The sequence below is a fragment of the Rhizobacter sp. P2_H3 genome (genome assembly GCF_056403355.1).
Window position 1 is genome coordinate 1 of record NZ_JBFUFQ010000071.1, and the last position, 26,709, is coordinate 26,709.

The following is a 26,709-nucleotide window of genomic DNA, read 5'->3' on the forward strand; positions in this document are numbered from 1 at the left end:
CGCGCTGGTCGACCACCAGCACGCCCTCCTGCATCTCCTCGATCACCAGCCGGTTCAGCTGCGCCTGCTGGCGCGCCAGCTCCAGGCTGCCGCGCGCGGTGAGCTCTTCGCGCGCCAGGCGCCCTGCCAGCTCGCCGGCCAGCAGCGTGATCACGAAGAAGCCGCTGCCGGCGAGGCCCGCCTGCGTCATCAGCGCGGTGACGTCGGTCCCGCCGGCCAGCACCGACAGCCAGGCGACCCCGAGCAGCGACAGCGTGACCACCGAGGCGGTCGCGAGCGCCATCAGCCGTGGCGTCAGCACGCCGGCCATCAGCACCGGCAGCACCAGCAGCGCGACGTAGTTCAGGCCGGCGGCCGGCGACATCCAGTGCAAGGCACCGAAGCAGACGATGTCGACGCCGATCGTCGAGATCCACTGCGGGCTGCGCAGCCGCGCGAGCTGGCGCGGCGCGGCCGAGCGGCGGTAGCGCGGCAGCACCCACATCGACAGCGCGAGCGCCGCATAGGCGAGGCTCACGGCCACCACCGGCCACGGCGGCTTCACGCCGAAGATCGCCGCGACCACCTGGGTCGCGACCAGCGCGACGCCGAGCGCCGCGCGGGCGCTGATGAAGGCGCCGTAGATGCGCTGGAAAGCGGTCTGGCCCGAGCCGATCAGGCGCCGCGCCTGGCGCGTCAGGAAGTTGCTGTCGGCCTGGGCCGCCTGCGCGGCCTGCCAGTTGCCGTCGTAGCGCGAATCGTCCTCGACCCAGCTGTCGCGGGATTGGGTGTCCTCGCCGAGGGCGCCGAACCAGGACTCCTGGCTGGGCCGGGTCRTCGCGCGCACGTTCGAGCGGCGGTCGTTGCGGCGGCGCTCGGGCTTGGGCGGCGCGCTGCTCATCGGGGCGCGTGCTCGCGTTCGAACGCGCTGCGATGGGCTTCGCCGCAGAACACCCCGCCGCGGCCCGGCAGCGCATCGGCCTTCGGCAGGTGCAGCCCGCAGTGCGCGCAGGCCACGATGGTGTCCGGCACGGCGGAGGCATTGGCGGGCGGCGGTGGCGCCGATGGTGTCGGCGGGGCCGCGCGCCCCGGCCGGCCGCCGCGCACCAGCCAGACAATCAGGAACACCACGACGAGCAGGACGATGAACTTTCCCATGCGGCCCTCAGGCGGTCGTGCGGTGCAGGACGACTTCGAACACGAAGCGCGACCCGACATAGGCGAGCAGCAGCAGCAACGCACCGGCATAGAGCCAGCGGATCGCATGCCGGCCGCGCCAGCCGAGCGCCTGGCGGCCGACCAGCAGGCCGGCGAAGACCAGCCAGCCGAGCACCGACAGCGTCGACTTGTGGTCCCAGCGCCAGGGATTGGAGAACCACCAGCCGAGCAGCAGCGTGGCCGACAGCAGCGCGAAGCCGGCAGTGACGAACTGGAAGGTCAGGCGCTCGAGCTGCAACAGCGGCATGCCGGCGTTCGCGGCGGCGCGCAGGTTGGAGCGCATGCGGCGCTCGGCGGTGTCGAGCATCACCGCATGCAGCACCGCGGCGCCGAACAGGYCGTACGACGCGATGCCCAGCGCCCAGTGCAGCGGCGCCCAGGCCGACACCGCCTGCGGCCGGAACTCGCCCGGGAAGATCGCCGCCAGCACCACCGCCGCGGCCCCGAGCAGGCCGAGCCAGCGGCGCACGCCCGGCAGCGGCACCCAGCGGCTCTCGACCGCGTAGACCGCGATCACGAGCCACAACGTGGCCGACAGCGCCGGCGCGAAGCCGAAGCGGGCGCCGGAGACGGCGCTGCCGATGCCGGCCATGTCGACCACGATGGCCAGCGCGTGCGCGACCCAGCCGGCGATCAGCGCGCGGCGCGGCGCGGCACCGCCGCCCGCCCTTTCGCGCTCATTCAGCAGCACCGCCGCCGCGTAGGCCAGCAGGGCCGCCGCGCTGGGCACCCACAGCATCCATGTCGACGGTGTGCTCAATGCGTTGCAACCCCGGGCGATAAACTCATGGTCCACAGTGTACTTTCGCGGGCCGCGTCCTTCGCGCCCGCCGATCCCATGGCCTCCACCCTCACCGATCGCCTGAGCCGGCTCGTCAAGACGATGCGCGGCCAGGCGCGCATCACCGACAGCAACGTGACCGACATGCTGCGCGAGGTGCGCATGGCGCTGCTCGAAGCCGACGTGGCGCTGCCGGTGGTGCGCGATTTCATCGCCCGCGTGAAGGAGAAGGCGCTCGGCGCCGAGGTGGTGGGCTCGCTGTCGCCGGGGCAGGCGCTGGTGGGCATCGTCAACCGCGAACTGGCGGCGACGATGGGCGAAGGCATCGCCGACATCAACCTCGCGGCCCAGCCGCCGGCGGTGATCCTGATGGCCGGCCTGCAGGGCGCCGGCAAGACCACTACCACCGCCAAGCTGGCCAAGCACCTGATCGAGAAGCGCAAGAAGAAGGTGCTGACCGTCTCGGCCGACGTGTACCGCCCGGCGGCCATCGAGCAGCTCAAGGTGGTGACGAAGCAGGCCGGCGCCGAGTGGTTCCCGTCGAGCGCCACCGACAAGCCGCTGGACATCGCGCGCGCCGCGCTCGACCACGCGAAGCGCCACTACTTCGACGTGCTGCTGGTCGACACCGCCGGGCGGCTGGCGATCGACGAGCAGCTGATGAACGAGATCCGCACGCTGCACGCCGAGCTGAAGCCGGTCGAGACGCTGTTCGTCGTCGACGCGATGCAGGGCCAGGACGCGGTCAACGTCGCGAAGGCCTTCAAGGAGGCGCTGCCGCTGACCGGCATCGTGCTGACCAAGACCGACGGCGATTCGCGCGGCGGCGCGGCGCTGTCGGTGCGCCAGGTGACCGGCGCGCCGATCAAGTTCGCCGGCGTCAGCGAGAAGATCGACGGGCTGGAGGTGTTCGACGCGCAGCGCCATGCCGGCCGGGTGCTGGGCATGGGCGACATCGTCGCGCTGGTCGAGGAGGTGCAGAAGGGCGTCGACGTCGCGGCGGCGCAGAAGCTGGCCGAGAAGCTGAAGTCGGGCGACAACTTCGACCTGAACGACTTCCTGTCGCAGATCAGCCAGATGAAGAAGATGGGCGGGCTGTCGGGCCTGATGGACAAGCTGCCGGCCCAGATGACCGCGAAGGCCGGCAACCTGGGCCAGGCCGACATGGACCGCGCCGAACGCGACGTGCGTCGGATGGAGGGCATCATCAACTCGATGACCCCGCTGGAGCGCCGCAAGCCCGAGCTGCTGAAGGCCACCCGCAAGCGCCGCATCGCCGCCGGTGCCGGCGTGCAGGTGCAGGAGGTCAACCGGCTGCTGAACCAGTTCGAGCAGATGCAGGGAATGATGAAGAAGATGAAGGGCGGCGGCCTGATGAAGATGATGAAGCGCATGGGCGGCATGAAGGGCCTGGGCGGCCCGGGGGGCCTGCGCTGAGACGCGCGTTTGAGACGACTTGTCACATCCCACCCCGAACCGGTGGGCCTGTAACACGCCGCAACCGCCTGGCAGGCGGCACAATGATTGACCCCGCGCGCGCGGACCGCCAAGATCTGCGCTGCCCTCCAACACGGACCTGGACCTCGAGATGGAATTGCTGTTGATCGCCGCCCTGGTGCTGGTGGGCGGCCTGGTGATCTGGAAGATGAAGACCTCCAGCGCCAAGCCCGCCGTCAAGCGCAACAAGCCGCGCTCGCTCGAGGCGCTGGACACGCTGCAGTCGTGGCAGCCGCAGGCGACCCGCATCCTGACCACCGCCGAGCGCAAGGCCTACCTCGCGCTGCGCGGCGGGCTGCCGGAGCACATCATCCTGGCGCAGGTGCCGCTGGCGCGCTTCGTGAAGGTGCCGACGCGGCATTCGTATTCGGAGTGGCTGCGCCGCGTCGGCTTGCTCTGCGCCGATCTCGTGGTCTGCGACAGCAGCTCGCAGGTGATCGCGGTGGTCGACATCCGCGCGCCCGAGGCGCAGGAGAAGGAACGCACCTCGCAGCGCCACAACCGCATGGACCGCGTGCTCGAAGCCTCCGGCATTCCGCTGCACGTGTGGCGCGAGGACGCGCTGCCGAGCGCGACCGGTGCGCGCAACGCGATCCTCGGCAGCAAGTCGAGCGAGAGCACGCCATCGACGCATGCCCCGTCGACGACCGCCGGCTACCAGCCGGTCGGCCGCGGCCCGGTCGACGAGGACGACGGACTCGAGATGCGCGAGCCGCCGCCGTCGACCTGGTTCGACGACATCGACTCGGCGCCGGCACCGTTGGCATCCGCCGCGCCGCCGAACATCCCGCGCTCGGGCAACTCGCCCCGCCCCCGCTGATTCAGCGCCGGGTCACTCCAGCAAGGCCTGCGCGAATTCGCGCGCATTGAAGGTCTGCAGGTCTTCGAGCTTCTCGCCGACCCCGATGAAGTAGACCGGGATCGCCCGCTCGCGCGCGATCGCCGCCAGCATGCCGCCCTTCGCGGTGCCGTCGAGCTTGGTGACGATCAGGCCGGTGAGGCCGAGCGCATCGTCGAAGGCCTTGACCTGGGCCAGCGCGTTCTGGCCGGTGTTGCCGTCGATCACCAGCAGCACCTCGTGCGGGGCGCCCTCTTGCGCCTTCGCGATCACGCGCCGGATCTTCTTCAGCTCCTCCATCAGGTGGAGCTGCGTCGGCAGCCGGCCGGCGGTGTCGGCGATGACGACGTCGCAGCCGCGCGCCTTGCCGGCGACCACCGCATCGAAGCTGACCGCCGCCGGATCGCCATCGGCCTGCGAGACGATCTCGACCGAGCCGGCCTGCCGCGGCACGTCGGCGCGCTCGGCCCACACCGCRAGCTGCTCGCGCGCGGCGGCACGGAAGGTGTCGGCCGCGGCCAGCAGCACCTTCTGGCCGCTGTCGGCGAGGTGGCGCGTGAGCTTGCCGATGCTGGTCGTCTTGCCGGCGCCGTTGACGCCGACCACCATCATCACGGTGGGCGCGTGTTCGCCGACACGCAGCGGCTTCTCGAGCGGACGCAGCAGGTCGGCCACCGCCGCGGCGAGCAGCGCCTTGACCTGCGACGGGTCGGTGGCCCGGGCCTCCTTCACGCGGCGGCGCAGGTCGTCGAGCAGGAACTCGGTGGCCTTGACGCCGGCATCGGCCATCAGCAGCGCGGATTCGAGTTCTTCATAGAGGGCCTCGTCGATCTGCGTGCCGGTGAACACCTGGGCGATGCTGGAGCCGGTCTTGCGCAGGCCGCCGCGCAGCTTGTCGACCCAGCTGCGGCGCTCGGGCTCGGCAGCGGCCGGCGTGATGGCGGCCTGCACTGCCGGGACGGGCGCGGCAGGCGTCGCAGTGGTCGGCGGCGAGGCCGGCGTGTCGACAGGAGCGGGCTTTTTCTTGAAGAAACTGAACATGCGTGGGGCGATCGACTCGGGTGGGACTCGCATGTCGTGCGAGTGTGTGACGCATTGTCGGTCAACGCGCCGAAAGCGCCCGAAACCCTGGCTATAATCTGAGGCTCAGGCGCTTTAGCTCAGTCGGTTAGAGCGACGGAATCATAATCCGCAGGTCCGGGGTTCGAATCCCTGAAGCGCCACCAAACAAACAAGCCCGCACGAACATCAGGTCGTGCGGGCTTTGTCTTTTCAGCATCTGCGTGTCAAGGCTTGTCCCCGCGCGCCGTGACGTTCCCCATCCCCGACACCGCCCGCCGCACCACCGGGTGCCCCCAGTAGTCGATCTTGCCGGCGCCCGAAATCGCGAGCTGCAGGTCGTCGGTCACCCACAGCTCGGCATTGGCGACACCGCTGATCGCCACCCTCGCGCGCGTGGCCCGCAGCTGATCGGCCACCAGCTTGCCGCGGCCCGAGACGTTCAGCTCGAGTTGCTCGACCCGGCCGGCCAGTTGACCGTCGCCCGCGCCCGAGATGTCGAAATTCACCTGCCGCACCGCGAGCTCGTCGAAGCGCACGCTGCCCGACCCGGAGATGCCGATCACCAGCTGGTCGCCGCGGATCGGCCCCGGCGCCTGCACTTCGCCCGCGCCCGACAGCATCACGTGGCTCAGCTTGCGCACCTGCACCTCGATCGCCGGCCGGTCCTCGCGCCAGAACTTCCAGCCACCGACCGCACGGATGCGCAGGTGGCTGTTCACCACGTCCACCTCGACGCCGCGCTGCGCCGCCTCGTCGCCGGCGACGAACACCTGGTCGCGGTCGCCCTGCGTGAGCCGGATGCGCGCCGCGCCCTCCACGTCGAGCCGGTCGAAGGCCCCCGGCGCATAGACGCGGCCGACCGGCGCAGCCGGCTGCGCCTGCACGCCCAGGCCGAGCAGCGCCACGACCAGCGCACCACACACGATCCGCAGCGCCCTCATTGGAGTACCTTCGTGCTGCGCACTCCGGTGTTCGCCCTTGGAGCGGTCCGGCGGGCTCACAACGACTGCTCCCGCAGCCGGCGCGACACGTCGCGGTTGGCCGTGATGCGGGTGCCGTCGCGCATCTGCACCACCAGCTGGGAGTTCTCGTCGGGCGTCATCGCGTCGACGAAATCGAGGTTGACGATGCAGCCCCGGTGCAGCCGCAGGAAGCGCGCCGCATCGAGCCGCGGCTCGAAGCTCGCGATCGGCAGGCGCACCAGGAAGCTGCGGCCGCGGCTGACCAGCGCGGTGTACTTGGTGTCGGACTTCAGGTACTCGATGTGGTCGACATGCAGCGGGAAGATCTTGCCCTGGTCGCGCACCAGCACACGCGTCAGCGGCTCGGTCGGCGCCTGCTCCAGCGCGATCACCGCTTCGGCCGTCGCCTCCTGCACCTGCGCCGCGCCCGAGGCCAGCGCATGCTCGATCGCCTCGACCAGCCGCTCGCGCGCGAACGGCTTCAGCAGGTAGTCGACCGCATGCAGCTCGAAGGCCGCGAGCGCATGCTCGTCGTAGGCGGTCGTGAAGATCACGGCCGGCCGCGGCCCGTCTTCCGCCAGCGCCTTCAGCACCTGCAAGCCGCTCAGGCCGGGCATGTGGATGTCCATCAGCACCAGCTGCGGGCGCAGCGCGCGGATCTGCGCCAGCGCCGAGACGCCGTCGGCGCAGGTGGCCACCAGCGCGAGCTGCGGCATCTGCGCCACCCAGTCGGCCAGCGCCTCGGCGGCCAGCGGTTCGTCCTCGGCGATCAGCACGCGCGTTTTCGTCATGTCGTTCGTCATGTCTTTCATTGCGGTATCCACAGGTCCACCCGGAAGCCGGCACCGGGCGCGGTGTGCACGCGCAGGCGGGCGCGTCCGTCGTAGTCGAGCGCGAAGCGGCGCTTCAGCGCGTTCAGGCCGATGCCGGTGCGCGGTGCCTGGCCGCCGGCGGGCTCGCCAGGATCTGCGAGCCGCGCCGGATCGCAGCCCGGGCCATCGTCGGCGACCGTCAGGTCGAGGCCCTGGTTCATGCCGTTGCGCTCGCTGACGATGCGGATGCAGCCGCCGCGCAGTTGCGGCGCCACGCCGTGCAGCACGCTGTTCTCGACCAGCGGCTGCAGGCTCAGCGGCGGGATCTCGTCCTGCAGCGTCGCCGGGTCGAGCTGCCAGTCGACCTGCAGCCGCGCGCCCAGGCGCAGGCTCTCGAGCGCCAGGTAGTCGCGCACGAAATCCACCTCGTCGGCCAGCGCCACGCGGTCGGCCGCGCTGCGCTTGGTGTCGAGCACGTAGCGCAGCATGCCGGCAAAGCGCATCAGCGCCGCCTCGGCGGCCTGCGGATCCTTGCGGGTCAGCGCGATCAGCGTGTTCAAGGTGTTGAACAGGAAGTGCGGGTTCAGCTTGCCGGTGATCGCCGCGAGTTCGGCCTGCGCGAGGGCCGATTCGGCCTGCGCGGCAGCCAGCGCGGCGCGGCGCGCACGGCGGGCCTCGATCAGCGCGGTGAAGCCGGTCGCGATCGCGGTGTACACGACGGCACCCCAGATCGCACGCCACAGCAGCGTCTGCGCGAACACCGCGAACGCATGGTCGGCGCCGAACAGCAGCAGCGAGGTCGTGAAGTCGAGGGCCTGCCACAGCGCGCCGAACAGCAGCGCGCACGCGACATGCAAGGCCACCGCGGTGGCCGTGCCGAGCCCGCGGCCCTGCAACCAGCGCACCCACGGCAGCACGATGGCGCCGAGCGCCATGGCCGGCCACAGCTGCAGCGTGGCCTGGTAGACCACCTCCAGCAGCTGCCAGAGGCCGCGCTGGAACTCGGTGCCGGCCAGCACATACAGCAGCCACGACAGCAGGCAGCCGGCCGCGTAGACGAGCCACGGCGTCCAGTCGGTGCGGTCTGGCGTCGAAGAGGTGGCGGGGTTGTCGGACATGCACGGATCTTAGGGAGTCCCGGCCGGCACGGCGGGCCGCTGCGACCGATCGCCGGATCGCGGCATCGAAATGTGGCTGCGGGCGCCCCACCCTGACGCACTGTGTCGAAACCCTTCCCGCCCCGCGGCCTTGCCCGCCAAGGTGGCTTGCGGCGCCGGCTTGCAGTTCAATCGACCGACCGATTCCTGCTGAAGGAGACCTCATGGAAAAGCGGCTGCATCAACTCGAAACCCTGCGCCTGCACGGCGACGACGGACGCGACTACGTGGTGCACGGCTTCGAGCACCTCGCCCGGCTCGACGCCGCGCCCGGCCTCGGCGGCGACTGGGAGCCGACCGGCGAATCCGAATACCGCCTGGCCGACGGCCGCCCGGTGAACGTCGACGCCGACGGCGTGATGACGATCGCGCAGAACGGCGTGCGGCTTTCGCAGCAGGAGTCGAGCACGGCTTGAGCGGTTGAGGGACACTGCGGCGCATGCCCGGAAACGCCATCCTTCACGTCGGCGCCCTCGGATTTCCGTGGGAAACGCTCGACCCGTTCCTCTTCTGCGTCCACCACGATGACGCCTACCCGCGCGGCAATGCGCAGTTCGGCCCCGATGCGCTGCTGACCGGCCGCAACCTCGGCCAGGACTTCGCCGGCCTCGACGGCTGGCGCATGTACCACGGCATGACGGTGCCGGGCTTTCCGTCGCACCCGCACCGCGGCTTCGAGACCGTGACCATCGTGCGCCACGGGCTGGTCGACCACTCCGACTCGCTCGGCGCGATGGCGCGCTTCGGCGGCGGCGACGTGCAATGGCTCACCGCCGGCCGCGGCATCGTGCACTCGGAGATGTTCCCGCTGCTGAAGCGCGACGCGCCGAACCGGCTCGAGCTGTTCCAGATCTGGCTGAACCTGCCGGCGCGCAACAAGATGGTGGCGCCGCATTTCACGATGTTCTGGTCGGAACAGATCCCGCACCACCTGCACGCCGACGAGGCCGGGCGGCAGACCGAGGTCGTCTGCATCGCCGGCCGGATCGAGGGCGTGGCCGACCCGCTCGCGCCGCCGCCCGATTCATGGGCTTCGCAGGACGGTGCCGACCTCGCGATCTGGACGATCCGCATGGCGCCGCACGCACGCTGGACGCTGCCGCCCGCGCAGGGCGACGGCACACGGCGCAAGCTGTATTTCTTCGTCGGCAGCGCGGTGACGGTGGATGGCGTGGCGGTCGACAGCCATGCGGCCATCGAGTTGCGCGCCGGCGCACCGGTCGAGCTGGTCAACGGTGCCGAGACGGCCGAGTTCCTCGTGCTGCAGGGCCGGCCGATCGGCGAGCCGGTCGCGCAATACGGCCCGTTCGTGATGAACACGCAGCAAGAGTTGCAACAGGCTTTCACCGACTACCGCCGCACCGAGTTCGGCGGATGGCCCTGGGACGACCCCGCGCCGGTGCACGGCGCCGAGCCGCAGCGCTTCGCGCGGCGCCCGGACGGCGGCGACGAGCGGCCCTGAGCGCCGGCATCCGACAGAACCATCGGGCGATCCGATGGGTTGCTGTCGATGGGCAAATGCCCTCGGCGCAGGTCTTGTATCGAGTCGCGGCTTGCGTGAATTGGAAACGCTTCCATAGAGTGCGGCCCTCACACCACGACAGAGGGGACACGCCGATGAACACGCTGAACCGGGCAGCGCTCGCCTGCCTGCCGCCGCTGTTGCCACTTCTCCTGTTGGCCGCCTGTGGCGGCGGAAGCGACGCACCGCCCACGCGCTCCGGCGAGTCCGCCACCCATGAACAGGCCGCCGCGCTCGCGGTGCCCGCTGTCAGCGCCGGCCGCTATGTGCTGAAGAACGTGCAGAGCGCGAAGTGCGTCGATGCAGTGCCGCCCGGCAGCGACGGCGGCGCCTTCGTGCAGAACACCTGCAGCGCCGCCGTCACGCAGACCTTCGACCTGACGGTGCAGACCGGCGGCAGCTACAAGCTGGTCGCCGTCGGCACCGGCCGCGTGATGGACCTGGCCGCGAGCTCCACCGCCGACGGCGCGGTGATCCACCAGTGGACCAACAACGACACCAGCGCGCAGCGCTTCGTGCTGCAACGCAGCCAGGGCAACCGCTTCGCGCTGAAGAACGCCGGCAGCGGCAAGTGTGTCGCGATCGACGGCGGCTCGGTGAACGACGGCGCCGGGCTGCGCCAGGCCGGCTGCAGCACGAGCGGCGCGCAGCAGTTCCTGCTGTACCCGGTGTCGACCACCGGGCGCGGCGTGCTCGCGATCGGCCGCTATGCGCTGAAGGCGGTGCATTCCGGCCTGTGCATGGACGTCGAGAACGGCTCGCTCGACAACGGCGCGAAGACGGCCCAGGCCGCGTGCAGCCAGGCCGACCGCCAGCTGTTCGAGGCCCAGCCCGCGGCCGAAGGCACCTACGCCTTCCTCAACGTCAACAGCGGCAAGGGCCTGGACGTGAGCGACATCTCGCTCGACAACGGCGCGCTGATCCAGCAATGGGCCCATGGCGGCGGCGCGAACCAGCGCTTCGTCGTGACGGACGACGCCGGCGCGCTGCGCATCGCGGCCCGCCACAGCGGCCGCTGCGTCGACGTGAGCGGCGTCAGCACGCAGCCCGGCGCGCGCATCCACCAGTGGGACTGCCTGGGCGCGGCGAACCAGCGCTGGACGCCGGTGCCGGCCGGCGACACCCCGCCGCCGCCCACGGGCACCTGGGTCGGCACCTGGGGTGCATCGCCGCAGGGCGGCAACACCAGCTTCAACCAGCAGACGCTGCGGCAGATCGTGCACACGAGCGTCGGCGGCGCGGCCGCGCGGGTGCACCTGTCCAACGTGTTCGGCAACCAGCCGATCACGGTCGCGAACGTGCACATCGCGCAGCGCGCCGGCGGCTCGGCCATCGTCGCGGCCAGCGACCGCGCGGTGAACTTCGGCGGCCAGCCCACGGTCGTGATCCCGGCCGGCGGCGAGGCGGTCAGCGACTCGGTCGACTTCAACGTCGCCGCGTTGTCCGACGTGGCGATCAGCTTCTACCTGCCGAACGCCACCACGGTGACCACCGAGCACCAGACCGGCCTGCAGACGAACTACGTGGCCGCCGGCAACGTGAGCGGCAATGCGACGATCAACCCGAGCGCGACCAGCGGCAGCTACCGGCTGCTGACCAACCTGGACGTGTCCAACAGCAGCCTGCGCGGCAGCGTGGCGACGCTGGGCGCATCGATCACCGACGGGGTCGGCACCAACTTCGACGCCAACCAGCGCTGGCCGAACGTGCTGGCGAACCGCCTGAACGCGGCCGGCATCGGCGTGGGCGTGCTGAACCAGGGCATCAGCGGCAACAGCAGCCTGCGCGACGGCGCCGGCCCGAGCGCCGAGAACCGCTTCGACCGCGACGTGCTCGGCCAGGCCGGCATCAAATGGGTGATCTATTCGGACGACCCGATCAACGACCTGCGCGGCAACCCGCAGCCGACGCTCGAGCAACTGCTCGGTCCGCTGCAGCGGATGATCGCGAAGGCCCATGCGCGCCAGGTGAAATTCCTGTGCTCGACGCTGACGCCGTACAGCGACAGCGTCTGGACGCCGTCGCAGGAGACGACGCGGCAGGCCTACAACAACTTCGTGAAGAGCAGCGCGAGCGGTTGCGACGGCGTGATCGACCAGGACCTCGCGACGCGCGACCCGGCCAACCCGGCGCGCATGCTGCCGGCGAACGACACCGGCGACCACCTGCATCCGAACACCGCCGGCAATGCGGCGATCGCGAACTCGGTGAACCTGAACCTGTTCACGGTGAACTGAGCGGGAGGGAACGCCGATTGCCCGGGGGTCTGTGTCGCCACCGCACACAGGCCCCGTCATGACCTCCATTCGGCCGCTTCTGCTGCACACCGTGCCCGAACCGCCGGCCACGCCGCCTCCGCCGCCGACGGTGCCGCCACCGTTGCCCGAGATCGACGACCCGCCGTCACCGCATCCCGCGGACCCGGTCATCGAGCCGGGCGCCCCGCCACCGCCGGTGGCGAACCGGGCGAGTTGCGGTCAGGTTTGCGACAAATCCTGCGGCAACCCGGGCAGCCGCACGCCCGCCTCGTCGAGCAGCGACTTTGGCTGCCTGCGCTTGATCCACAGGTACAGCCCGCTGCCCAGTACGACGATCGTGATGAGGTCGAGCAGCGCCCAGACGATCTTCAGCGGCAAGCCGCCGTAGTCGCCGAAGTGCAGCGGCTGCGACAGCAGCAGCGTCGCGATGTACCACGGCACCTCGGGCGACGCGGTGACGGCGGCCGTCCGCGAATCGACCATCACCGGCTGCAGCAGGCGGGCCGTCAGCGGCTCGGTGCCGCGCATGAAGAAGGTGTGGTGGTGCGGGCTCGAGAAGCCGGTGCCCGGGAACGCGATGAAGCCGACCCGCATGTGCGGCGCCTGCGCCTTCGCGGCGGCCAGCATGCGCTGCGTCGGCGCGCGGGCGCCCTCCTCGACCAGCGGCTGGCCCTGGTAGGGCGCGAGCAGCGTGGTCAGCGCGTCGTACTGCCACAGCTTGATCAGCAGGTCGGCCCAGGTGTTGATCATGCCGGTGGCGCCGACGACCAGCGCCCACACCAGCGTGACGACGCCCAGCAGGTTGTGCAGGTCCAGCCACTTGACGCGCGCCGAGCGCTCGCGGCGCACCTCGCCGAAGCGCAGCTTGCGCATGAAGGGCGCGTACAGCACCAGCCCCGAGACGATCGCCACCAGCAGCAGCAGCCCCATCGCACCGAGGAACAGCTTGCCCGGCAGCCCGGCGAACAGGTCGACGTGCAACCGCAGCATGAGGCTCATGAAGCCGGTGTTGACCGGCACCTCGCCGAGCACGCGGCCGGTGCGCGCATCGACCGCGATCGACTTGAAGTCCTGCGTCGGCGCGGGCGTCGGCGTCAGCGTGACGTGCCACAGGCGGTCGTCGTCCTCGGGCTGCGACGCGAACTGCACGATGCGATCCGGGTAGAGGGCGCGCGCCGAGGCCAGCACCGTGTCGAGGCTGGCGCGCGGCGTGTCGGCCGGCATCTCCGGGGCCTCGATCTCGCCGCCGGTCAGGTGGTCGATCTCATGGTGGAAGATCAACGGCAGGCCGGTCAGGCACAGCAGCAGCATGAACGCGGTGCAGACGAGGCTGCTCCACTTGTGCCACCACGACCAGGTCTTCAGGGTGCTTGCGCTCAGCATGCCGCGGCTCCGTGCGGGGGCGTCAGAAATCGACGCTGGCGCTGAGCACGAAGGTGCGGGGCGCGCCGACCACGAGGTAGCCATTCTCGGGGTAGCCGCCTGCAGAAGCCCAGTACGACTTGTCGGCCACGTTGTCGACGCGCGCGCGCAGCGTCACCAGGCGATCCTGCACGTTGACCATCCAGCRCCCGCCCAGGTCCACGCGGGTCCAGGACGGCAGCAGCAGCGTGTTGGTGGAGTTCGCGAAGCGGTTGCCGGTGTAGACGACGCGGCTGTCCAGCGCCAGTCCTTCGACGCCCGGCACCGCCCATTCGGCGCCCACGGTGCCCTGGCTCTTGGGCACGCCGATCACGTACTTGCCCTCGGTCGTGGCGTCCCCGGTGTTCTTCTGCTTCGCGTTCAGCAGCGTCAGGCCGCCGAGCAGCTTGAGACCCGGCATCGCTTCACCGAAGAAGCTCAGTTCGATCCCCTGGTGGCGGTCTTCACCCTCCACGCTGTTCTGCGTGGCCACCGGGCGCGGCTTCTTCGTCGCGAAGAGCGCCAGGCTGCCGCCGAAGCGTCCACCGTCGTATTTCAGGCCGATCTCGTTCTGCTTCGACACATACGGCTCCAGCGTCACCGGCGGGCCGCCGTTGACGCCCGCCAGCGTATTGCCCTGCGTGAGGCCTTCGACGTGGTTCGCATACGCGGAGAACTGCGTGCCGAGCTTGTAGACCACGCCCAGCATCGGGCTGGTCCGGCTCTCGTCGTACAGCGCGTCATCGGCCGGGTCGGAGTTGTAGCCGTAGTCGCTGATGTCCAGCTTCTGGTGGCGCACGCCGAGCGTGACCAGCAGCTTGTCGTCCAGCATCGACAGCGTGTCGCCGATCGCGAAGCTGCTCAGCTTCGAGCGGCCCGTCTCGTTCGGCGAGGCCAGGTCGTTGCCGCGGAAGGCCCCGGCCGTGAACTCCGGCTGCGCGTACGCGGTCGGCGTGTAGAGGTTGGTGTCCAGCGTGTTGAAGAAGTCCCACGCGTAGGCGTTCTTCTTCACGAGACGGAACGCCGTGTACGAGGCCACCCATTCGTGCCCGACCGGGCCGGTGCGCAGCTTGCCGCGCACACCGAGCTCGCCGGTGTCGACCTTGTCCTCTCGCGTGTTGTCGAAGCGCGAGGTCGTGGCCGCACCGCTCGCATCGCTCACGCTGAGGTTGGCCAACGAGTTCGATTCGTCGCTGCGACGCAGGCCGTACGCGGCCCACGCGGTGACGTCGGCACCCAGGTCCCATTCGCCGCGCAGCGTGCCGAACAGGTCGCGCTCGTTCGAGTACGACCACGGCTGGGCGAAATTCGACTTCGAGTCCGGTGCATCCGGGACCGCAGTGGCATCGGCGGCCAGCGAGACGTTGGTGCGGGCGCGCTTGAGCTGGTTGTCCTGGTAGCCGATGTCGCCGGAGAGGCGCACATCGCGGCTGTGCCAGTCGAGCCCGACGGCGGTCAGTCCGGTCCTGGCCTTCTCGTCGTCGATGCCGGTGCCACCGTTGCGGTACGCAGCGTTGACGCGGATGCCGGTCGCGTTGTCGGGGCCGAAGCGGCGCGACACGTCGGCGGCCAGGTTGCCCTGTTCGCCGCTGCCGCCACTGAGCGTCACGCGCGTCAGCGGCTCATTGGTGGCGCGCTTGGGCAGCAGGTTGATCGAGCCGCCGATGCCGGTGCCACTGGGGTTCGCTCCGCTCAGGAAGGCGGAGGCACCGCGCAGGACCTCCACGCGCTCGAACAACTCGGTGGCGATGTACTGGCGCGGCAGCAGGCTGTAGAGGCCGTTGTAGGCCACATCGTCGGAGTTCAGCAGGAAGCCGCGGATGAAATACGCCTCCTGGAAATTGCCGAAGCCGCGCGCCATGCGCACACCCGGATCGTTCTGCAGCACCTCGCCGACGCTGCGCGCCTGGCGGTCCTGGATCAGGTCGTTGGTGTAGCTGGTGATGCTGACCGGCGTCTCCATGTTGTCGCGCGTGCCGAGCACGCCGGCACGGCCGCCGCGCGCCACCTGGCCGCCCGCGTACGGCTTGCTCAGGCCGGCGGCCGAGGCATCGGCGCTCGCGCTGATGTTGACGGTCGGCAGCGTCGTCACCGGCGCGCTGGCCGCGGCCTCGGGCGCAGCGGGAGCAGCCGCGGCGGTCTGGGCCTGCACGGCGGGCATCAGGCAGGCCAGCGCGGCGGCGCAGGCGATCGGCGTACAACGGTTCATGGAGATCTCATGGTGCGCAAACAAGAATGGTTCGCATTCTAGTAGCATGCGCACCCACCCTTGGCAGCGCTACCATCGCGGCGCAACTTTGCGGACAGGGAGATCCACCGATGAAGCTGATCGATGCGCGCACGCTGGCCGTGGCGGTGGTGCTGCAGGGGGCCGCAGGCGCCGCGCTGGCGATGACGGAGAAGGACGCCGCGAGCAACCTGATGCACTTCGCGTTCGCGATGAAGGGTGCGGAGCAGTGCGACAAGCTCGGCTACCCGTCGATGGCCGCACAGAAGCGCTGGGAGAAATCGCATGCCTCGCTGCTGGTGAACTCGCTGAAGCGCATCGAGCAACACGCCTTCGCGTCCGGCCAGGTGACGCCCGAGCAGGCCAAGGACGTCGCGCTCGGCCTGTTCGTGCGCTTCAAGGACCGCTACGACCAGGAGATGGCGCCGACGGTCACCGGCAAGTCGTGCATGCGCTTCAACGAAACGCTGTCGTTCTACGACACGAAGCTGATCAGCGACTGATCACACGGCCAGCATCAGGTGCGGGTGGCTCGCGTAGTTGCGCTGCTCGCTGACCTTGTCCTGTGCCAGCTCGACGGCGATGCCCTCGGACTTGCTGTCGGCGAGCGGCGACTTCTGGGATTGCTGCTGCATGTGCTGCTGCAGCATGAAGTCGAACATCTCGACGAGTTCCGGGCTGCGCGTCGTGTGGTCGACGGCCGGTTCGGCCTGTTTGGCACCCGGCGCTTCGACGGCGGGCTCGGCGGACGGCCGCCGCAGCGCACCGATCGATGCCGCCTGGAAGGCGGACGAGCCGGGCTGCAGCGGCATCGGTCCGATCGACCGGTACGAAGCAAGCGGAGAGGGTGCGGCGCTGACATTGATGCTCATGGCGGGTCTTCCTGGGGTGCCTGTGGTTCCCATGCTGCGCGCCGGCCGCGGCCCGCAAGGCACGGTGTGCGATGTGATGCATGATTTGCCGAAATGACGAGCTCCTTCTACGACCACCTCGCACCGCACTACCACCTGCTGTACGGCGATTGGGAGGGCGCGATCCAGCACCAAGGGCAGGCGCTCGCCGCGCTGCTGGCCGAAGAGGGCGTGCAGCCGGGCGACCCGGTGCTGGATGCCGCCTGCGGCATCGGCACGCAGACGCTCGGGCTGCTGGCGCACGGCCACCGTGTGATCGCGTCGGACATCTCTCCCGCCGCGGTACAGCGCTTGCAGGCCGAGCTGCAGCGGCGCTCGCTGGTCGCGCAGGCCGGCGTCGACGACCTGCGCACGCTTGCCCGCGTGGCCAGCGCCTCGATGGCCGCCGTGCTGGCCTGCGACAACAGCGTGCCGCACCTGCTGACCGATGCGGACCTGCTGGCGTGCTTCCGCCAGGCGCATCGATGCCTGCGGCCGGGCGGCAGCCTCATGATCTCGGTGCGCGACTACGCCGCCATCGTGCGCAAGACGCCCGACGTGCATCCTTACGGCATGCGCCGGGGCGCCGACGGCAGCCGGTTCATCGCCGTCCAGGTCTGGGAGTGGGACGGCGACCACTACGACCTGCGCATGTACCTGACGACCGAGGCGCCGGACGGCAGCTGTACCACCAGCGTCGCGACGAGCCGCTACTACGCGGTGAGCATCGAACGGCTGAGCGCGCTGATGCGCGAAGCCGGCTTCGCCGACGTGCAGCGCCGCGACGATGTGCTGTTCCAGCCGGTGCTGGTCGGCCGGACGCCGCGACAGGGCCTCGCACGATGACGCAGGTCGGCGTGGGCGTGGGCATCCTCGTGCTGCGCGACGGCCAGGTCCTGCTCGGCCGCCGGCGCGGGTCGCACGGCGCGGGCACCTGGTCGGCCCCCGGCGGCCGGCTGGAATACGGTGAGTCGATCGAGGACTGCGCCCGCCGCGAGTTGCTGGAAGAGACCGGGCTCACGCTCGGCGAGTGCGAACGCGGCCCCTATACCAGTGATGTGTTCGACGAGGTCAAGCATCAGTACCTGACGGTGTTCGTGCTGGCGCGCCACACGCTCGGCCAACCCGCGACGCTGGAGCCGGACAAGTGCGACGGCTGGCAGTGGTTCGACTGGCAGGCGCTGCCGCAGCCGCTGTTTGCGCCGTTGCACAGCCTGCGCGCCACCGGCTTCGATCCATCCGCGACGTGTGCGAATTCCGTCTCATCAAAGTGATGGACGCGACAGCGTTTGGCCTCGATATCCGACAAGCCGTTCCGTATGATCCGCCGCTTCACCCACTTGGAACGCGCCATGTCCCTTCGCCTGTTGCCCTTCCTCGCCGCGACCGCCCTGATGACCGGTTGTGCCTTCAACGTCGCCCCCTACGGCGCATCGGTCAAGAACGTGGAAGCGCTGAAAGCCGCCAGCATCAAGCCCGTTTCGGTTGCCAGATTCGAGGCAGCGAAGCCGGGCCAGGCCTCGATCTCGTGCCGTGCCGCCGGCTCCGTCAAGGTCGAGCCGAGCTTCGAGACCTACATCGAGAAGGCCTTCATCGACGAGCTGAAGCTGGCTGGCCTGTATGACCCGAATTCGAGCCTGAAGCTGTCGGGCAAGCTGGAGCAGATCGATTTCAGTTCGGGCATCTCCGATGGCAACTGGACGTTCACGCTGGTCGTCTCGAACGCCCGCAACGAAAGCTTCTCGACCCAGTCGAAGTTCCCGTTCTCCGGCAGCTTCATCGCCGACAAGGCCTGCCAGGAAGTGGCCCAGGCCTTCGGCCCGGCCGTGCAGAAGCTGATCGAAGACGTGGTCCGCAATCCGAAGTTCAAGCAGCTCGCGAGCTGAGTTCCGCCGCTGATCGAGCCTCGGCCTCGATCAGCGTGACCAGCGTGTGCAGCACGCGGTTGACCGGCGTCGGCACGCCGTGCCGTTCACCGCGCCGCACGACCAGCCCGTTCAGGTGGTCGATCTCGCTCGGCTTGCCGCGCATCACGTCTTGCGCGGTCGACGAGAACTGGCCCGGCATCGTCGCGGCCAGCCCGCGCACCATCGCCCACACGTCGCCGGGCACCTGAACGCCTTCGGCCTGCGCCACCGCCAGGCATTCGGCCACCACGTCGCGCATCACCTGCGGTACGCCGGGGTGGTCGACGAAGCGGCCGTACGGCACACGCCCGATCGCCGAAATCGCGTTGTAGGCGCAGTTCAGGATCAGCTTGGCCCACAGCGCGCCGCGCACGTTGTCGGAGATCGTTGCCGGCACGCCGGCGGCAGCCAGCACCTCGACGAGGTTCGACGCGACGCTGTTGGGCGCGATCACCAGGTCGCCTCGGCCATGGTGCAGCAGGTGCCCCGGGCCGGCCATCTCGGTGGCCACGTAGACGACGCTGGCCGCCACCTCGTTCGACGACAGCACGCTGCGCACGCGCTCGTCGTTGTCGACGCCGTTCTGCAGCGTCAGCACCAGGGCCCCGGGCGACAGGTGCGGGCGCATTGCCTCGGCGGCCGATTCGGTGTCGGTGGACTTCACGCAGAACAGCACCAGCTGCGCGCCCTGCACGGCCGCGACATCGGTGCTCGCCTGCAGGCGGACGTGCTCGTCGAAGCTGCGCGTCTGCATGCGCAGGCCGTCGCGCGCGATGGCTTCCACATGCTGCGGCCGCGCGATCAGCGTCACGCGGTGGCCGGCGCGCGCCAGCATGCCGCCGAAGTAGCAGCCGACGGCGCCGGCGCCCATCACGGCGACGGTCCAGGGGGTGGCGGGAGAGCGGTCCATGGCGGCCTTCGGGGTGGCGAAGGCCGCAGTGTCCGACAAGTGCCGCCCGGGTGCCGCTCAGGTGCCTTTCGGGAAATCGGTCGACGCCGACAGCCGCTCCCACGCCGCCGTCTCGCGCTCGACGAAGGCGTGCTTGTCGCGGATCGTCTGCAGCGTGTCGGTGCCCAGCGGCAAGCGCAGTGGCGGCGTCGCCGATTCCACCAGCGCGAGCATCGCCTGCGCCAGGCGCAGCGGATCGCCCGGCTGGTTCAGGCTGATGCGCTTCGCGGCCTCGCGCACCTGGCCCGAGCTCGGCGCGTAGTCGTCGAGGACGCGCGGCGAAACCACCAGCGACGAGCCTTCGAGGAACTCGGTGCGGAAGTAGCCGGGCTCGACCACGGTGGCATGGATGCCCAGCGGTTGCAGCTCGGCGTGCAGTGCCTCGGTCAGGCCTTCGACGGCGAACTTGGTCGAGCAGTAGACACCGAAGCCGGCGCCCGAGCGGTAGCCGCCGAGCGACGAGATGTTGATCACGTGGCCGCGGCGGCGCGTGCGCATCGACGGCAGCACGGCACGCGTGACGTTCAGCAGCCCGAACACGTTGGTGTCGTAGAGGCGGCGCACTTCGTCGGCGCTGGCCTCCTCGACCGCGCCGAGCAGGCCGTAGCCGGCGTTGTTGACCAGGATGTCGATGCGGCCGAAGCGGGCCAGCGCAGCCTCGGCGGCGGCCGCGGCCTGCGCCTCGGACGTGACGTCGAGCGCGAGCGCCAGCAGGCCGGGCTGCGCGCCGAAGCGCTGCTGCAGCGACGTGGCATCGCGCGAGGTCGCGACGACGGCGTCGCCCTGCGCGAGGGCTGCTTCGACGATGCGTGCGCCGATGCCGCGGGCCGCGCCGGTGATGAACCAGACGCGCTTGAAATCGGAGGAAGTGGAGCTCATGGCGATGTCCTTGCGGAGGTGATGGAGTGAGCGAACTCTAGGCAAGCGATTGCAAGTCAACTAGCCCACAATCAATGGTTTCATCCGCAAGCAGATCGTGAGAATCGACCATGGCCTTCAACGAACTCCGCGCCATCGCCACCTTCGTCAAGGCGGTCGAGCTGGGCAGCCTGCGCCAGGCCGCGACGGCGCAGGCGATCACGCCGCAGGCCGCGAGCCAGGCGCTGGCGCAGCTCGAGGGGCACCTGGGGGTGCGGCTGATCCACCGCACGACGCGGCGGCTCAGCCTGACCGAGGAAGGGCAGCAGTTCCTCGACGCGGCGCAGCCGGGGCTGGCAACACTGCAGCGGGCGCTGCACGGTGCGCGGCGCGGGCGCGACGAGATCGCCGGGCCGCTGCGCATCGTCGCGACGCGCTCGCTGATGCTGCCGGTGCTGTGGCCGGTGCTGGCGGAGTTCTGCGAGCGGCATCCCGACATCGAGCCCGACGTGCAGCTGGACGATCGCCTGGGCAACTGGGTCGAGGACCGTGTCGACGTCGGCTTCCGCGCCGGCACGCCGCCGGCCGACGGCGTGATCTCGCGCCGGCTGTTTCCGCTGCAGCTGGTGGTGTGTGCGACGCCGGGTTACCTGGCGAGGTACGGCACGCCGCGGCACATCGACGACCTGGCGCAGCACCGCTGCAGCGGCTTCCGGCATCCGGCGACCAACAAGGTGATGCCGTGGGAGTTCAAGGTCGGCGCCGAGATCGTCGCGCGCGATTTCGCGCCGGTGCTGTGCACCAACGATGTCGAGCTGGAGGCGAACGCGGTGCTGTCAGGCCATGCGATCGGCCAGCTGGTGGGCGTGACCGCCGCGCCGCTGGTGCGCAGCGGCCAGCTGGTGCCGGTGCTGACCGAGCATGTGGCCGAGCACCTGAGCCTGTACCTGTACTACGGCAGCCGCATCGCGCAACCGGCCCGCGTTCGGGCCTTCATTGACCTGGTGGTGGAGCGGGCGGCGGGGAATGCGGCGTACTTCCTGGAGCCGCATGAGCTGAGTGGCACGAAGCGGCGCAGGAAAGTGAACTGAGTGCACGGAAGGTGAAGGAAATGAGGACATGACAACGGGCGCGATTTGATAGCTTGCAACGCCGTCCCGCCACCGATGCCCTTCTACTTCAAAGTAGCACCCAGTGCTAGACTTTCATGCCCGTCACCTCGTCGCAGGTCTTCAAGACCGCCTGGTTTGCAAAGGCAGCCAGCAAATCGAAGATTCCCGATACCGATTTGTGTGCTGCCGTGCTGCAGGCGATGCGAGGCCAGGCAGAGGATCTCGGTGCAGGGGTATTCAAGAAGCGACTCAACGACAACCTGCACCGATCCATCCTTCTGGCGAAAGGCGGTCGTCGTTGGGTGTTCGAATTCCTCTTTGCAAAGAGCGACCGCGCGAACATCAGTGATGAGGAGCTGGCGGCATTCAGGAAGCTCGCTCGCGTCTACGCCGCGTTGGATGAATCACAAGTGACTGAGTTGATCGCGAGCGGACAGTTTGTGGAGATTTGCAATGCCGACAAAGCGTAAATTCAAAAGCGATGCCTTCGAGGCCATCCATCAATCCGCGAGCGCGCTCAGGCAGATTGGAGCCATCGACAAGGCAACGATGCGTCAATTCGACGAAACCTGCGTGTCAGCGCCGCCGGCCATCAGCCCGATCCAGATCAAGCGCATCCGCGAAAGCGCCCACGTCAGCCAACCGGTATTCGCGCTCTACCTGAACACCAGCGAATCGACCGTACAGAAGTGGGAGGCTGGCACCAAACGCCCCAGCGGCATGGCGCTCAAGTTGCTCTCGATCGTGCGCAAACACGGCTTGCAGGTTCTCACCTGAACCAGCCGTTCACGGCTTCGGAATCCGGATCCGGCTGATCATCAGCGAGCCGGAGAGCCCGAACAGCAGCACCAGCGGGTGGAAGTAGTGTTCGCCGACCATCACCTCGCCGAACCACAGGTTCGGGCCGAGCGCGCCGGCCGAGGCGGCCGCCGCGAGCATCAGCACCAGCACGATCGAGGTCGGGATCGGCGTGCCTTCGAAGTGCGTGACCTTGCCGCTGTCGTCCGACAGCGCCTCGGCGGTGACGTTGTAGCGCGCCAGGCGCGACACGCCGCAGGCGACGAAGTACGCCAGCACGATGCGGTCGTACAGGCCACGCATGCCGCAGCCGTAGGCGATGATCGCCGGCGCGACGCCGAACGAGATCACGTCGGCCAGCGAATCGAGCTCGCGGCCCAGCGCCGACGCCTTCTGGCGCCAGCGCGCGACGCGGCCGTCGAGGATGTCGAACACCAGCGCGGCGATCACCAGGCCGCAGGCGAAGTGGATGTGCACGACGTTCGCCGTCGCGAGGTAGGACATCATCGAGAACAGCGCGCCGGTGCCGGACACGGCATTGCCGAGCGTGAACCAGTCCGCCAGGTGGAACTCGCGGATCATCGAAAACGGCTTCGGCTTCATGCGCTGGCGCTCCTCGTCGGTCGGGCGGGCAGTTTAGTTGACTGCCCGCCCCCACCGCATCAAGGGGCCCAGGCGTTCTCCACCGCCCAGCGCGTGTCGGCATCGAAGCTGCCCGACGTGTTCCACGCCGAGCCGCCGATGCCATCGGCGATCCACACCTCGGCCGCGTAGTGGCGCAGGTAGCGCCCCGGGTAGTTGTAGGACGCAAAGCGGGTCCCCGCGCTGCCGTCGGCCGTCCCCTGCGCGCAGAAGGTGGCATCGGCACGGTACAGGTCGCCGGCCTGCAGCGCGTCGCGCCGCACCCGCGAGTTGCTGTGGCGCAGGTACTCGCCCGGGAAGTTGCGCGACTCGAACGAGTAGCAGCTGCCATCGGCCAGCCCCGGCACCATGCGCCAGCTCGCGTCCGCCTTCAGCGTGCTGTCGCTCGCGGCCGTCACCACCTCGGTGAAGGCCAGCGCATCCTGGTGACGCACGTAGCGGTTGTCGTAGCCCGGCGTCAGCACGCGCAGCGAATGCACGGTGTTCGGCGCCACCACCACGCTGCTGCGCCACCAGCCGGCCTGCGGCGACCACGACGCATCGGCGCGGAACAGGCTGGTGTCCTGGAACGGGTTCAGCCAGACCTCCGCGTTGGCATGCCGGATGTAGTAGCCCGGGTTGTTCTTCGACTCGAGCGAGATGCCACCGTTGCCGTCCAGCGCCTTGCGGGCGCAGAACGTGGCGTCGGCCTTGAACAGCGCGCTGTTGTCGTTCGGGTCGATGCGCAGGCGGAAGGCCTGGTGGCGCAGGAACTGCCCCGGCTGGTTGACCGACTCGAAGGACAGGCAGCTCGCGTCGCCCAGCCCGTTGACCACCTTCCACGACGCGTCCTTCTTCAGCAGCTCGCTGCTGGCGGCATCGACCACCTCGGTCACGCCCAGGCTGTTGGCGTGGCGGATGAAGCGGTTGGTCACGCCCGGCGTCACGGTGCGCAACGAGTACGAGGTGCCGCGCCGCAGGAAGGGCACGCCGTCGATCAGCGCCTGGTGCGCCGCCCGGACCTGCGCGAAGTCCATCTTCCTGACCTGGCGGTCATAGGTCAGGAACCCGTTCAACTCGTCCTCGACGTCCGAGATCTCGGTGTACACCGCGGCACTCAGGCCGCGGGAAGACACCAGCTCGCGCAATCCTTCCACCTGTTGCAGGTAGACGTTGGTCAGCGTCGTCGAGTCGGGGTAGAGGTTGTAGCAGCAGGTCGAGGCCGGGTTCCACATGTGGCCGTCCACGCGCAGCCCGTTGCCGCCGAACTCGCCCAGCACGGACAGCCGGTTCGGCTGCCAGGCCGGCGCACTCGGGCCCGGGTAGTCGTGGTTGTCGATCAGGTCGCCAGCCCCCTGGTCGCCCGGGGCGAAGTTGATGCCCGAGTGGGTGTCGATCAGGCGGCTCGGGTCCCAGCCCTTGAAGACGCCGGCCATGCGGACCATGTCGAAGTCGCCCCAGCTCTCGTTGAAGATCACCCAGGTGATGACCGACGGCGACGAACGGTGCTCGTCGACGATCTCGCGGTCTTCGGCCTCCACCTTGGCGCGCACCGCGGCGCTGGTCTCGGCGTCCCAGGCATGCGGCATGTCCTGCCAGACCAGGATGCCCAGCTTGTCGGCCCAGTAGAACCAGCGCTGCGGCTCGACCTTGATGTGCTTGCGGACCATGTTGAAGCCCAGGTCCTTGATGGCCACCAGGTCGGATTTCAGCGCCTCGTCGGTCGGCGCGGTGTACAGGCCGTCGGGCCAGAAGCCCTGGTCGAGCGGGCCGTACTGGAACACGAACTTGCCGTTGAGCAGCGGACGCGGCACGCCGTTGACATTGCCGATCGCGATCGAGCGCATGCCGAAGTAGCTGCCGACCTCGTCGACCACGCTGCCGCCGCTGCGCACGCGGACCTTCAGGTCATACAGGAAGGGATCGGTGGGCGACCACAGGTGCGCATTCGGCACCGGCACGGTGAACTCGACATCGCCGCTGCCGGTGGCCGTACCCACCTGGGCGCCACCGGTCGAGGCCACGGCCTCGATCGAGGTACCACCCAGGTTGCTGCCGCGCACGACGATGCGCAGCCGGTTGTTCGCCACGTCCGGCGTCATGTCGAGCCGCGTGACGTGCGGTGCCGCGACCGGCTCCAGCCACACCGTCTGCCAGATGCCCGAACTCGGCGTGTAGAAGATGCCGCCAGGGTTCAGCGTCTGCTTGCCCAGCATGTCATCGCCGGTGGTCGGGTCGAACGCGCCGACGACCAGGTCGTTGCTGCCGCTGCGCAGCCAGGGCGTGATGTCGAAGCTGAACGCGTCGTAGCCGCCGCTGTGCTGGCCGACCTGCTGGCCGTTGACGTAGACGGTGGCCTTGCGGTCGACCGCGCCGAAATTCAGCTTCACGCGCTTGCCGCCCCAGCCGGCCGGCACGCTGAACGTGCGCTTGTACCAGAGGTTGCGGTCGTTCATGCGCTGGATGCCGGAGAGGTAGGACTCCACCGGGTACGGCACCTTGACCTGCTCCGGGTTGGCCGGAAAGGCCGGCGCGGTGGCCGGCGGGCTGTCGGCGTCGGGCGCGGCGCTGCCGCCGTTGTAGTTCCAGGTGCCGTTGAGGTTGAGCCAGTCGGCGCGTGTCAGCTGCGGGCGCGGGTACTCGGGCAGCGGCACCGCGGCCTGCTGGGCGGCAGCGGTCCACGGCGTCGTCAGGCGCGCGCTGACGGCCTGGACGGATTCGTGGGAGGGGCTCGCCTGCTGCGGAACGTCGGTGGCTGCGGATTCGCTGCCGCCGCCGCAACTCGCGGTGATCAATGGGACGAGCAGAGTCGCCAGCCATCGCCGGTAGGTGGTGTTCATCGTGTCTCCTTCTGTGGCCTCGGAACGGGGTGTCTGCGGCACCAGCCCGATGACGGACGGCTCGTGCCAGGGCACGGCGCATCGCTAATAATTGACTAATATTAGGCGCACGGCGACCGCTGCGCGTCAACTGCGCAGATGCAAGGCCGTGTGATGGGAATGGGCTTGGAGGGACTCAGCCGACGGTCTGTCGCAGCACCAGCCGGCCATCGACCTTGACGCGACGGCGACGGCCGCCGGGCGCGGCGACCTGGGCCAGCAGCATCTCCACCGCGAGCCGCCCCATCTCGTAGTTGGGCAGCACCAGCGTGGTCAGCGGCGGGCTGGTGTGGCGTGCGATCTCCTGGTCGTCGTAGCCGATCACCGCCACGTCGCGCGGCACCTGTCTGCCCAGCTCGCGCAGCGCCGCGAGGCAGCCGACGGCCATCAGGTCGTTGGCACAGAAGATCGCCGTCGGCGCCTTCGGCTGCTTCATCAGCGACAGCGTGTGGTCGTGGCCCGAGGCGACATGCCAGTCGCCCTCGCGCACCAGCGCGGCGTCGTWGGCGATGTCGGCGCTCGCGAGCGCGCGGCGGTAGCCCTTCAGCCGATCGTGCGCAGCATCCATCCAGGGTTCGCCGTTGATGAAGGCGATGCGCCGGTGGCCGGCGTCGAGCAGGCACTCGGTCGCGGCGAAACCGCCCAGCACCTCGGAGGGCTCGACCGACGAGAAGCGCGGCTCGCCGCCCGATGCAGGCTCCACCTCGCTGCAGTTCAGCAGCACCGTGGGCACGCGGCCGAGCTGCGGCGGCACGCTGACCTGGCGCGTGAAGATCGTCGAGTAGACGACACCGACCAGCGCCGGGTTGGCCAGCATCGTCGACAGCACGGCGGCCTCGATGCCGGCATTCGAGCGCGTCGCGAACACTGCCACCAGCGCGCCCTGGCTCCAGGCCTCGTCCTTCGCGCCGTCGATCGACAGCACCGGGTGCGGGCTGGTGGAGATCTCGTCGACCAGGTAGAGGATCAGCGGCGTCGCAG

At 69.5% G+C, this 26,709-nt stretch carries 26 protein-coding genes, 1 tRNA gene and 1 pseudogene; 13 read left to right on the forward strand and 15 right to left on the reverse strand.

The window, feature by feature from the left end; translation table 11 throughout:
- The 3 genes and pseudogenes from AC1D1T_RS15165 to AC1D1T_RS15175 form a co-directional block, all read right to left on the reverse strand.
- A pseudogene (locus AC1D1T_RS15165) lies at positions 1 to 880 on the reverse strand (histidine kinase); the annotation flags it as partial.
- Positions 877 to 1,137: a PP0621 family protein gene (locus AC1D1T_RS15170; RefSeq protein ID WP_465112856.1), complete on the reverse strand. Its 261-nt coding sequence runs from the start codon at positions 1,135 to 1,137 to the stop codon at positions 877 to 879. The pseudogene AC1D1T_RS15165 and the gene AC1D1T_RS15170, both read right to left, overlap by 4 nt.
- A gap of 7 nt (positions 1,138 to 1,144) precedes the next feature.
- Entirely contained in the window at positions 1,145 to 1,936 is a 792-nt protein-coding gene (locus tag AC1D1T_RS15175) for a cytochrome C assembly family protein (protein ID WP_477992087.1), read from the reverse strand.
- Positions 1,937 to 2,035: 99 nt separating this feature from the next.
- Here AC1D1T_RS15175 and ffh point away from each other — a divergent pair, with 99 nt between their 5' ends.
- Together ffh and AC1D1T_RS15185 are read left to right on the forward strand one after the other, a co-directional pair.
- Complete coding sequence (ffh, locus tag AC1D1T_RS15180) at positions 2,036 to 3,415, forward strand: signal recognition particle protein (RefSeq protein ID WP_465112858.1); 1,380 nt, start codon at positions 2,036 to 2,038, stop codon at positions 3,413 to 3,415.
- 151 nt (positions 3,416 to 3,566) lie between these two features.
- On the forward strand, positions 3,567 to 4,295 hold the full coding sequence (locus AC1D1T_RS15185; protein WP_477827769.1) for a DUF2726 domain-containing protein: 729 nt from the start codon (positions 3,567 to 3,569) through the stop codon (positions 4,293 to 4,295).
- A 12-nt stretch (positions 4,296 to 4,307) separates the two neighbouring features.
- Here the strand turns inward: AC1D1T_RS15185 and ftsY are convergent, their stop codons facing one another.
- Positions 4,308 to 5,354, reverse strand: coding sequence for a signal recognition particle-docking protein FtsY (gene ftsY, locus AC1D1T_RS15190; protein ID WP_047506602.1), 1,047 nt, complete (start codon positions 5,352 to 5,354; stop codon positions 4,308 to 4,310).
- A gap of 108 nt (positions 5,355 to 5,462) precedes the next feature.
- Here ftsY and AC1D1T_RS15195 point away from each other — a divergent pair.
- Positions 5,463 to 5,539, forward strand: a tRNA-Met gene (locus tag AC1D1T_RS15195).
- A 60-nt stretch (positions 5,540 to 5,599) separates the two neighbouring features.
- Here AC1D1T_RS15195 and AC1D1T_RS15200 read toward each other — a convergent pair.
- From AC1D1T_RS15200 to AC1D1T_RS15210, 3 genes are read right to left on the reverse strand one after another with little or no spacing between them, the layout of a single operon-like run.
- Positions 5,600 to 6,316 carry a head GIN domain-containing protein gene (locus AC1D1T_RS15200; RefSeq protein WP_477839110.1) on the reverse strand — a complete coding sequence of 239 codons (717 nt, stop codon included), beginning with the start codon at positions 6,314 to 6,316 and terminating at the stop codon, positions 5,600 to 5,602.
- Between the two features lie 56 nt (positions 6,317 to 6,372).
- Positions 6,373 to 7,128: a LytR/AlgR family response regulator transcription factor gene (locus tag AC1D1T_RS15205; protein WP_047506710.1), complete on the reverse strand. Its 756-nt coding sequence runs from the start codon at positions 7,126 to 7,128 to the stop codon at positions 6,373 to 6,375.
- A gap of 17 nt (positions 7,129 to 7,145) precedes the next feature.
- Positions 7,146 to 8,267 carry a sensor histidine kinase gene (locus AC1D1T_RS15210; RefSeq protein WP_477826568.1) on the reverse strand — a complete coding sequence of 374 codons (1,122 nt, stop codon included), beginning with the start codon at positions 8,265 to 8,267 and terminating at the stop codon, positions 7,146 to 7,148.
- Positions 8,268 to 8,470: 203 nt separating this feature from the next.
- On the opposite strand from AC1D1T_RS15210, the gene AC1D1T_RS15215 reads away from it, so the two are divergent.
- The 3 genes from AC1D1T_RS15215 to AC1D1T_RS15225 all read left to right on the forward strand — a co-directional run bounded on the left by AC1D1T_RS15215 (position 8,471) and on the right by AC1D1T_RS15225 (position 12,065).
- Positions 8,471 to 8,722, forward strand: coding sequence for a hypothetical protein (locus AC1D1T_RS15215; RefSeq protein ID WP_047506599.1), 252 nt, complete (start codon positions 8,471 to 8,473; stop codon positions 8,720 to 8,722).
- A 23-nt stretch (positions 8,723 to 8,745) separates the two neighbouring features.
- Positions 8,746 to 9,768, forward strand: a complete 1,023-nt coding sequence (locus AC1D1T_RS15220) for a pirin family protein (RefSeq protein ID WP_477826567.1) — start codon at positions 8,746 to 8,748, stop codon at positions 9,766 to 9,768.
- 155 nt (positions 9,769 to 9,923) lie between these two features.
- Positions 9,924 to 12,065 (forward strand): RICIN domain-containing protein, encoded by a 2,142-nt coding sequence (locus AC1D1T_RS15225; protein ID WP_477992088.1) that lies wholly within the window; start codon positions 9,924 to 9,926, stop codon positions 12,063 to 12,065.
- A gap of 240 nt (positions 12,066 to 12,305) precedes the next feature.
- Here AC1D1T_RS15225 and AC1D1T_RS15230 read toward each other — a convergent pair whose 3' ends face one another.
- Positions 12,306 to 13,469, reverse strand: coding sequence for a PepSY-associated TM helix domain-containing protein (locus AC1D1T_RS15230; RefSeq protein ID WP_477839117.1), 1,164 nt, complete (start codon positions 13,467 to 13,469; stop codon positions 12,306 to 12,308).
- Positions 13,470 to 13,491: 22 nt separating this feature from the next.
- Positions 13,492 to 15,696 carry a TonB-dependent receptor gene (locus AC1D1T_RS15235; protein WP_477992089.1) on the reverse strand — a complete coding sequence of 735 codons (2,205 nt, stop codon included), beginning with the start codon at positions 15,694 to 15,696 and terminating at the stop codon, positions 13,492 to 13,494.
- 110 nt (positions 15,697 to 15,806) lie between these two features.
- Here AC1D1T_RS15235 and AC1D1T_RS15240 point away from each other — a divergent pair, with 110 nt between their 5' ends.
- Entirely contained in the window at positions 15,807 to 16,217 is a 411-nt protein-coding gene (locus AC1D1T_RS15240; protein WP_477827489.1) for a hypothetical protein, read from the forward strand.
- Here the strand turns inward: AC1D1T_RS15240 and AC1D1T_RS15245 are convergent, their stop codons facing one another.
- Positions 16,218 to 16,586, reverse strand: coding sequence for a hypothetical protein (locus AC1D1T_RS15245; RefSeq protein ID WP_477827490.1), 369 nt, complete (start codon positions 16,584 to 16,586; stop codon positions 16,218 to 16,220).
- A gap of 93 nt (positions 16,587 to 16,679) precedes the next feature.
- Here AC1D1T_RS15245 and AC1D1T_RS15250 point away from each other — a divergent pair, with 93 nt between their 5' ends.
- The 3 genes from AC1D1T_RS15250 (at position 16,680) to AC1D1T_RS15260 (ending at position 18,490) form a co-directional block, all read left to right on the forward strand.
- Entirely contained in the window at positions 16,680 to 17,450 is a 771-nt protein-coding gene (locus tag AC1D1T_RS15250; RefSeq protein WP_477827491.1) for a class I SAM-dependent methyltransferase, read from the forward strand.
- A complete protein-coding gene (locus AC1D1T_RS15255) occupies positions 17,447 to 17,878 on the forward strand; it encodes a nucleotide triphosphate diphosphatase NUDT15 (protein WP_477839121.1) in 432 nt (143 codons plus the stop codon). Before AC1D1T_RS15250 ends, AC1D1T_RS15255 begins: the two co-directional genes overlap by 4 nt.
- 78 nt (positions 17,879 to 17,956) lie before the next feature.
- Positions 17,957 to 18,490: a hypothetical protein gene (locus AC1D1T_RS15260; RefSeq protein ID WP_477839123.1), complete on the forward strand. Its 534-nt coding sequence runs from the start codon at positions 17,957 to 17,959 to the stop codon at positions 18,488 to 18,490.
- Here the strand turns inward: AC1D1T_RS15260 and AC1D1T_RS15265 are convergent.
- Positions 18,471 to 19,421, reverse strand: a complete 951-nt coding sequence (locus tag AC1D1T_RS15265; protein WP_477828804.1) for a ketopantoate reductase family protein — start codon at positions 19,419 to 19,421, stop codon at positions 18,471 to 18,473. The two genes, AC1D1T_RS15260 and AC1D1T_RS15265, sit on opposite strands and share 20 nt — an antisense overlap.
- Positions 19,422 to 19,478: 57 nt before the next feature.
- On the reverse strand, positions 19,479 to 20,339 hold the full coding sequence (locus AC1D1T_RS15270; protein WP_047506582.1) for an oxidoreductase: 861 nt from the start codon (positions 20,337 to 20,339) through the stop codon (positions 19,479 to 19,481).
- 110 nt (positions 20,340 to 20,449) lie between these two features.
- Here AC1D1T_RS15270 and AC1D1T_RS15275 point away from each other — a divergent pair, with 110 nt between their 5' ends.
- The 3 genes from AC1D1T_RS15275 (at position 20,450) to AC1D1T_RS15285 (ending at position 22,207) form a co-directional block, all read left to right on the forward strand.
- The gene (locus AC1D1T_RS15275; RefSeq protein WP_477827031.1) at positions 20,450 to 21,409 is read left to right on the forward strand and encodes a LysR family transcriptional regulator; all 960 of its coding nucleotides are present in this window, start codon (positions 20,450 to 20,452) and stop codon (positions 21,407 to 21,409) included.
- 116 nt (positions 21,410 to 21,525) lie between these two features.
- Complete coding sequence (locus tag AC1D1T_RS15280; protein WP_477827032.1) at positions 21,526 to 21,900, forward strand: type II toxin-antitoxin system RelE/ParE family toxin; 375 nt, start codon at positions 21,526 to 21,528, stop codon at positions 21,898 to 21,900.
- On the forward strand, positions 21,884 to 22,207 hold the full coding sequence (locus AC1D1T_RS15285) for a helix-turn-helix domain-containing protein (protein ID WP_047506577.1): 324 nt from the start codon (positions 21,884 to 21,886) through the stop codon (positions 22,205 to 22,207). The genes AC1D1T_RS15280 and AC1D1T_RS15285 overlap by 17 nt, the downstream gene beginning before the upstream one ends.
- Before the next feature lie 9 nt (positions 22,208 to 22,216).
- On the opposite strand, the gene pssA is transcribed toward AC1D1T_RS15285, so the two are convergent.
- From pssA to AC1D1T_RS15300, 3 genes are all read right to left on the reverse strand, one after another.
- A complete protein-coding gene (gene pssA / locus AC1D1T_RS15290; protein ID WP_047506575.1) occupies positions 22,217 to 22,831 on the reverse strand; it encodes a CDP-diacylglycerol--serine O-phosphatidyltransferase in 615 nt (204 codons plus the stop codon).
- Between the two features lie 59 nt (positions 22,832 to 22,890).
- Positions 22,891 to 25,689, reverse strand: coding sequence for an AbfB domain-containing protein (locus AC1D1T_RS15295; protein WP_477992090.1), 2,799 nt, complete (start codon positions 25,687 to 25,689; stop codon positions 22,891 to 22,893).
- 175 nt (positions 25,690 to 25,864) lie between these two features.
- On the reverse strand, positions 25,865 to 26,709 hold an 845-nt coding region (locus AC1D1T_RS15300; RefSeq protein ID WP_477992091.1), incomplete at its 5' end, for a substrate-binding domain-containing protein.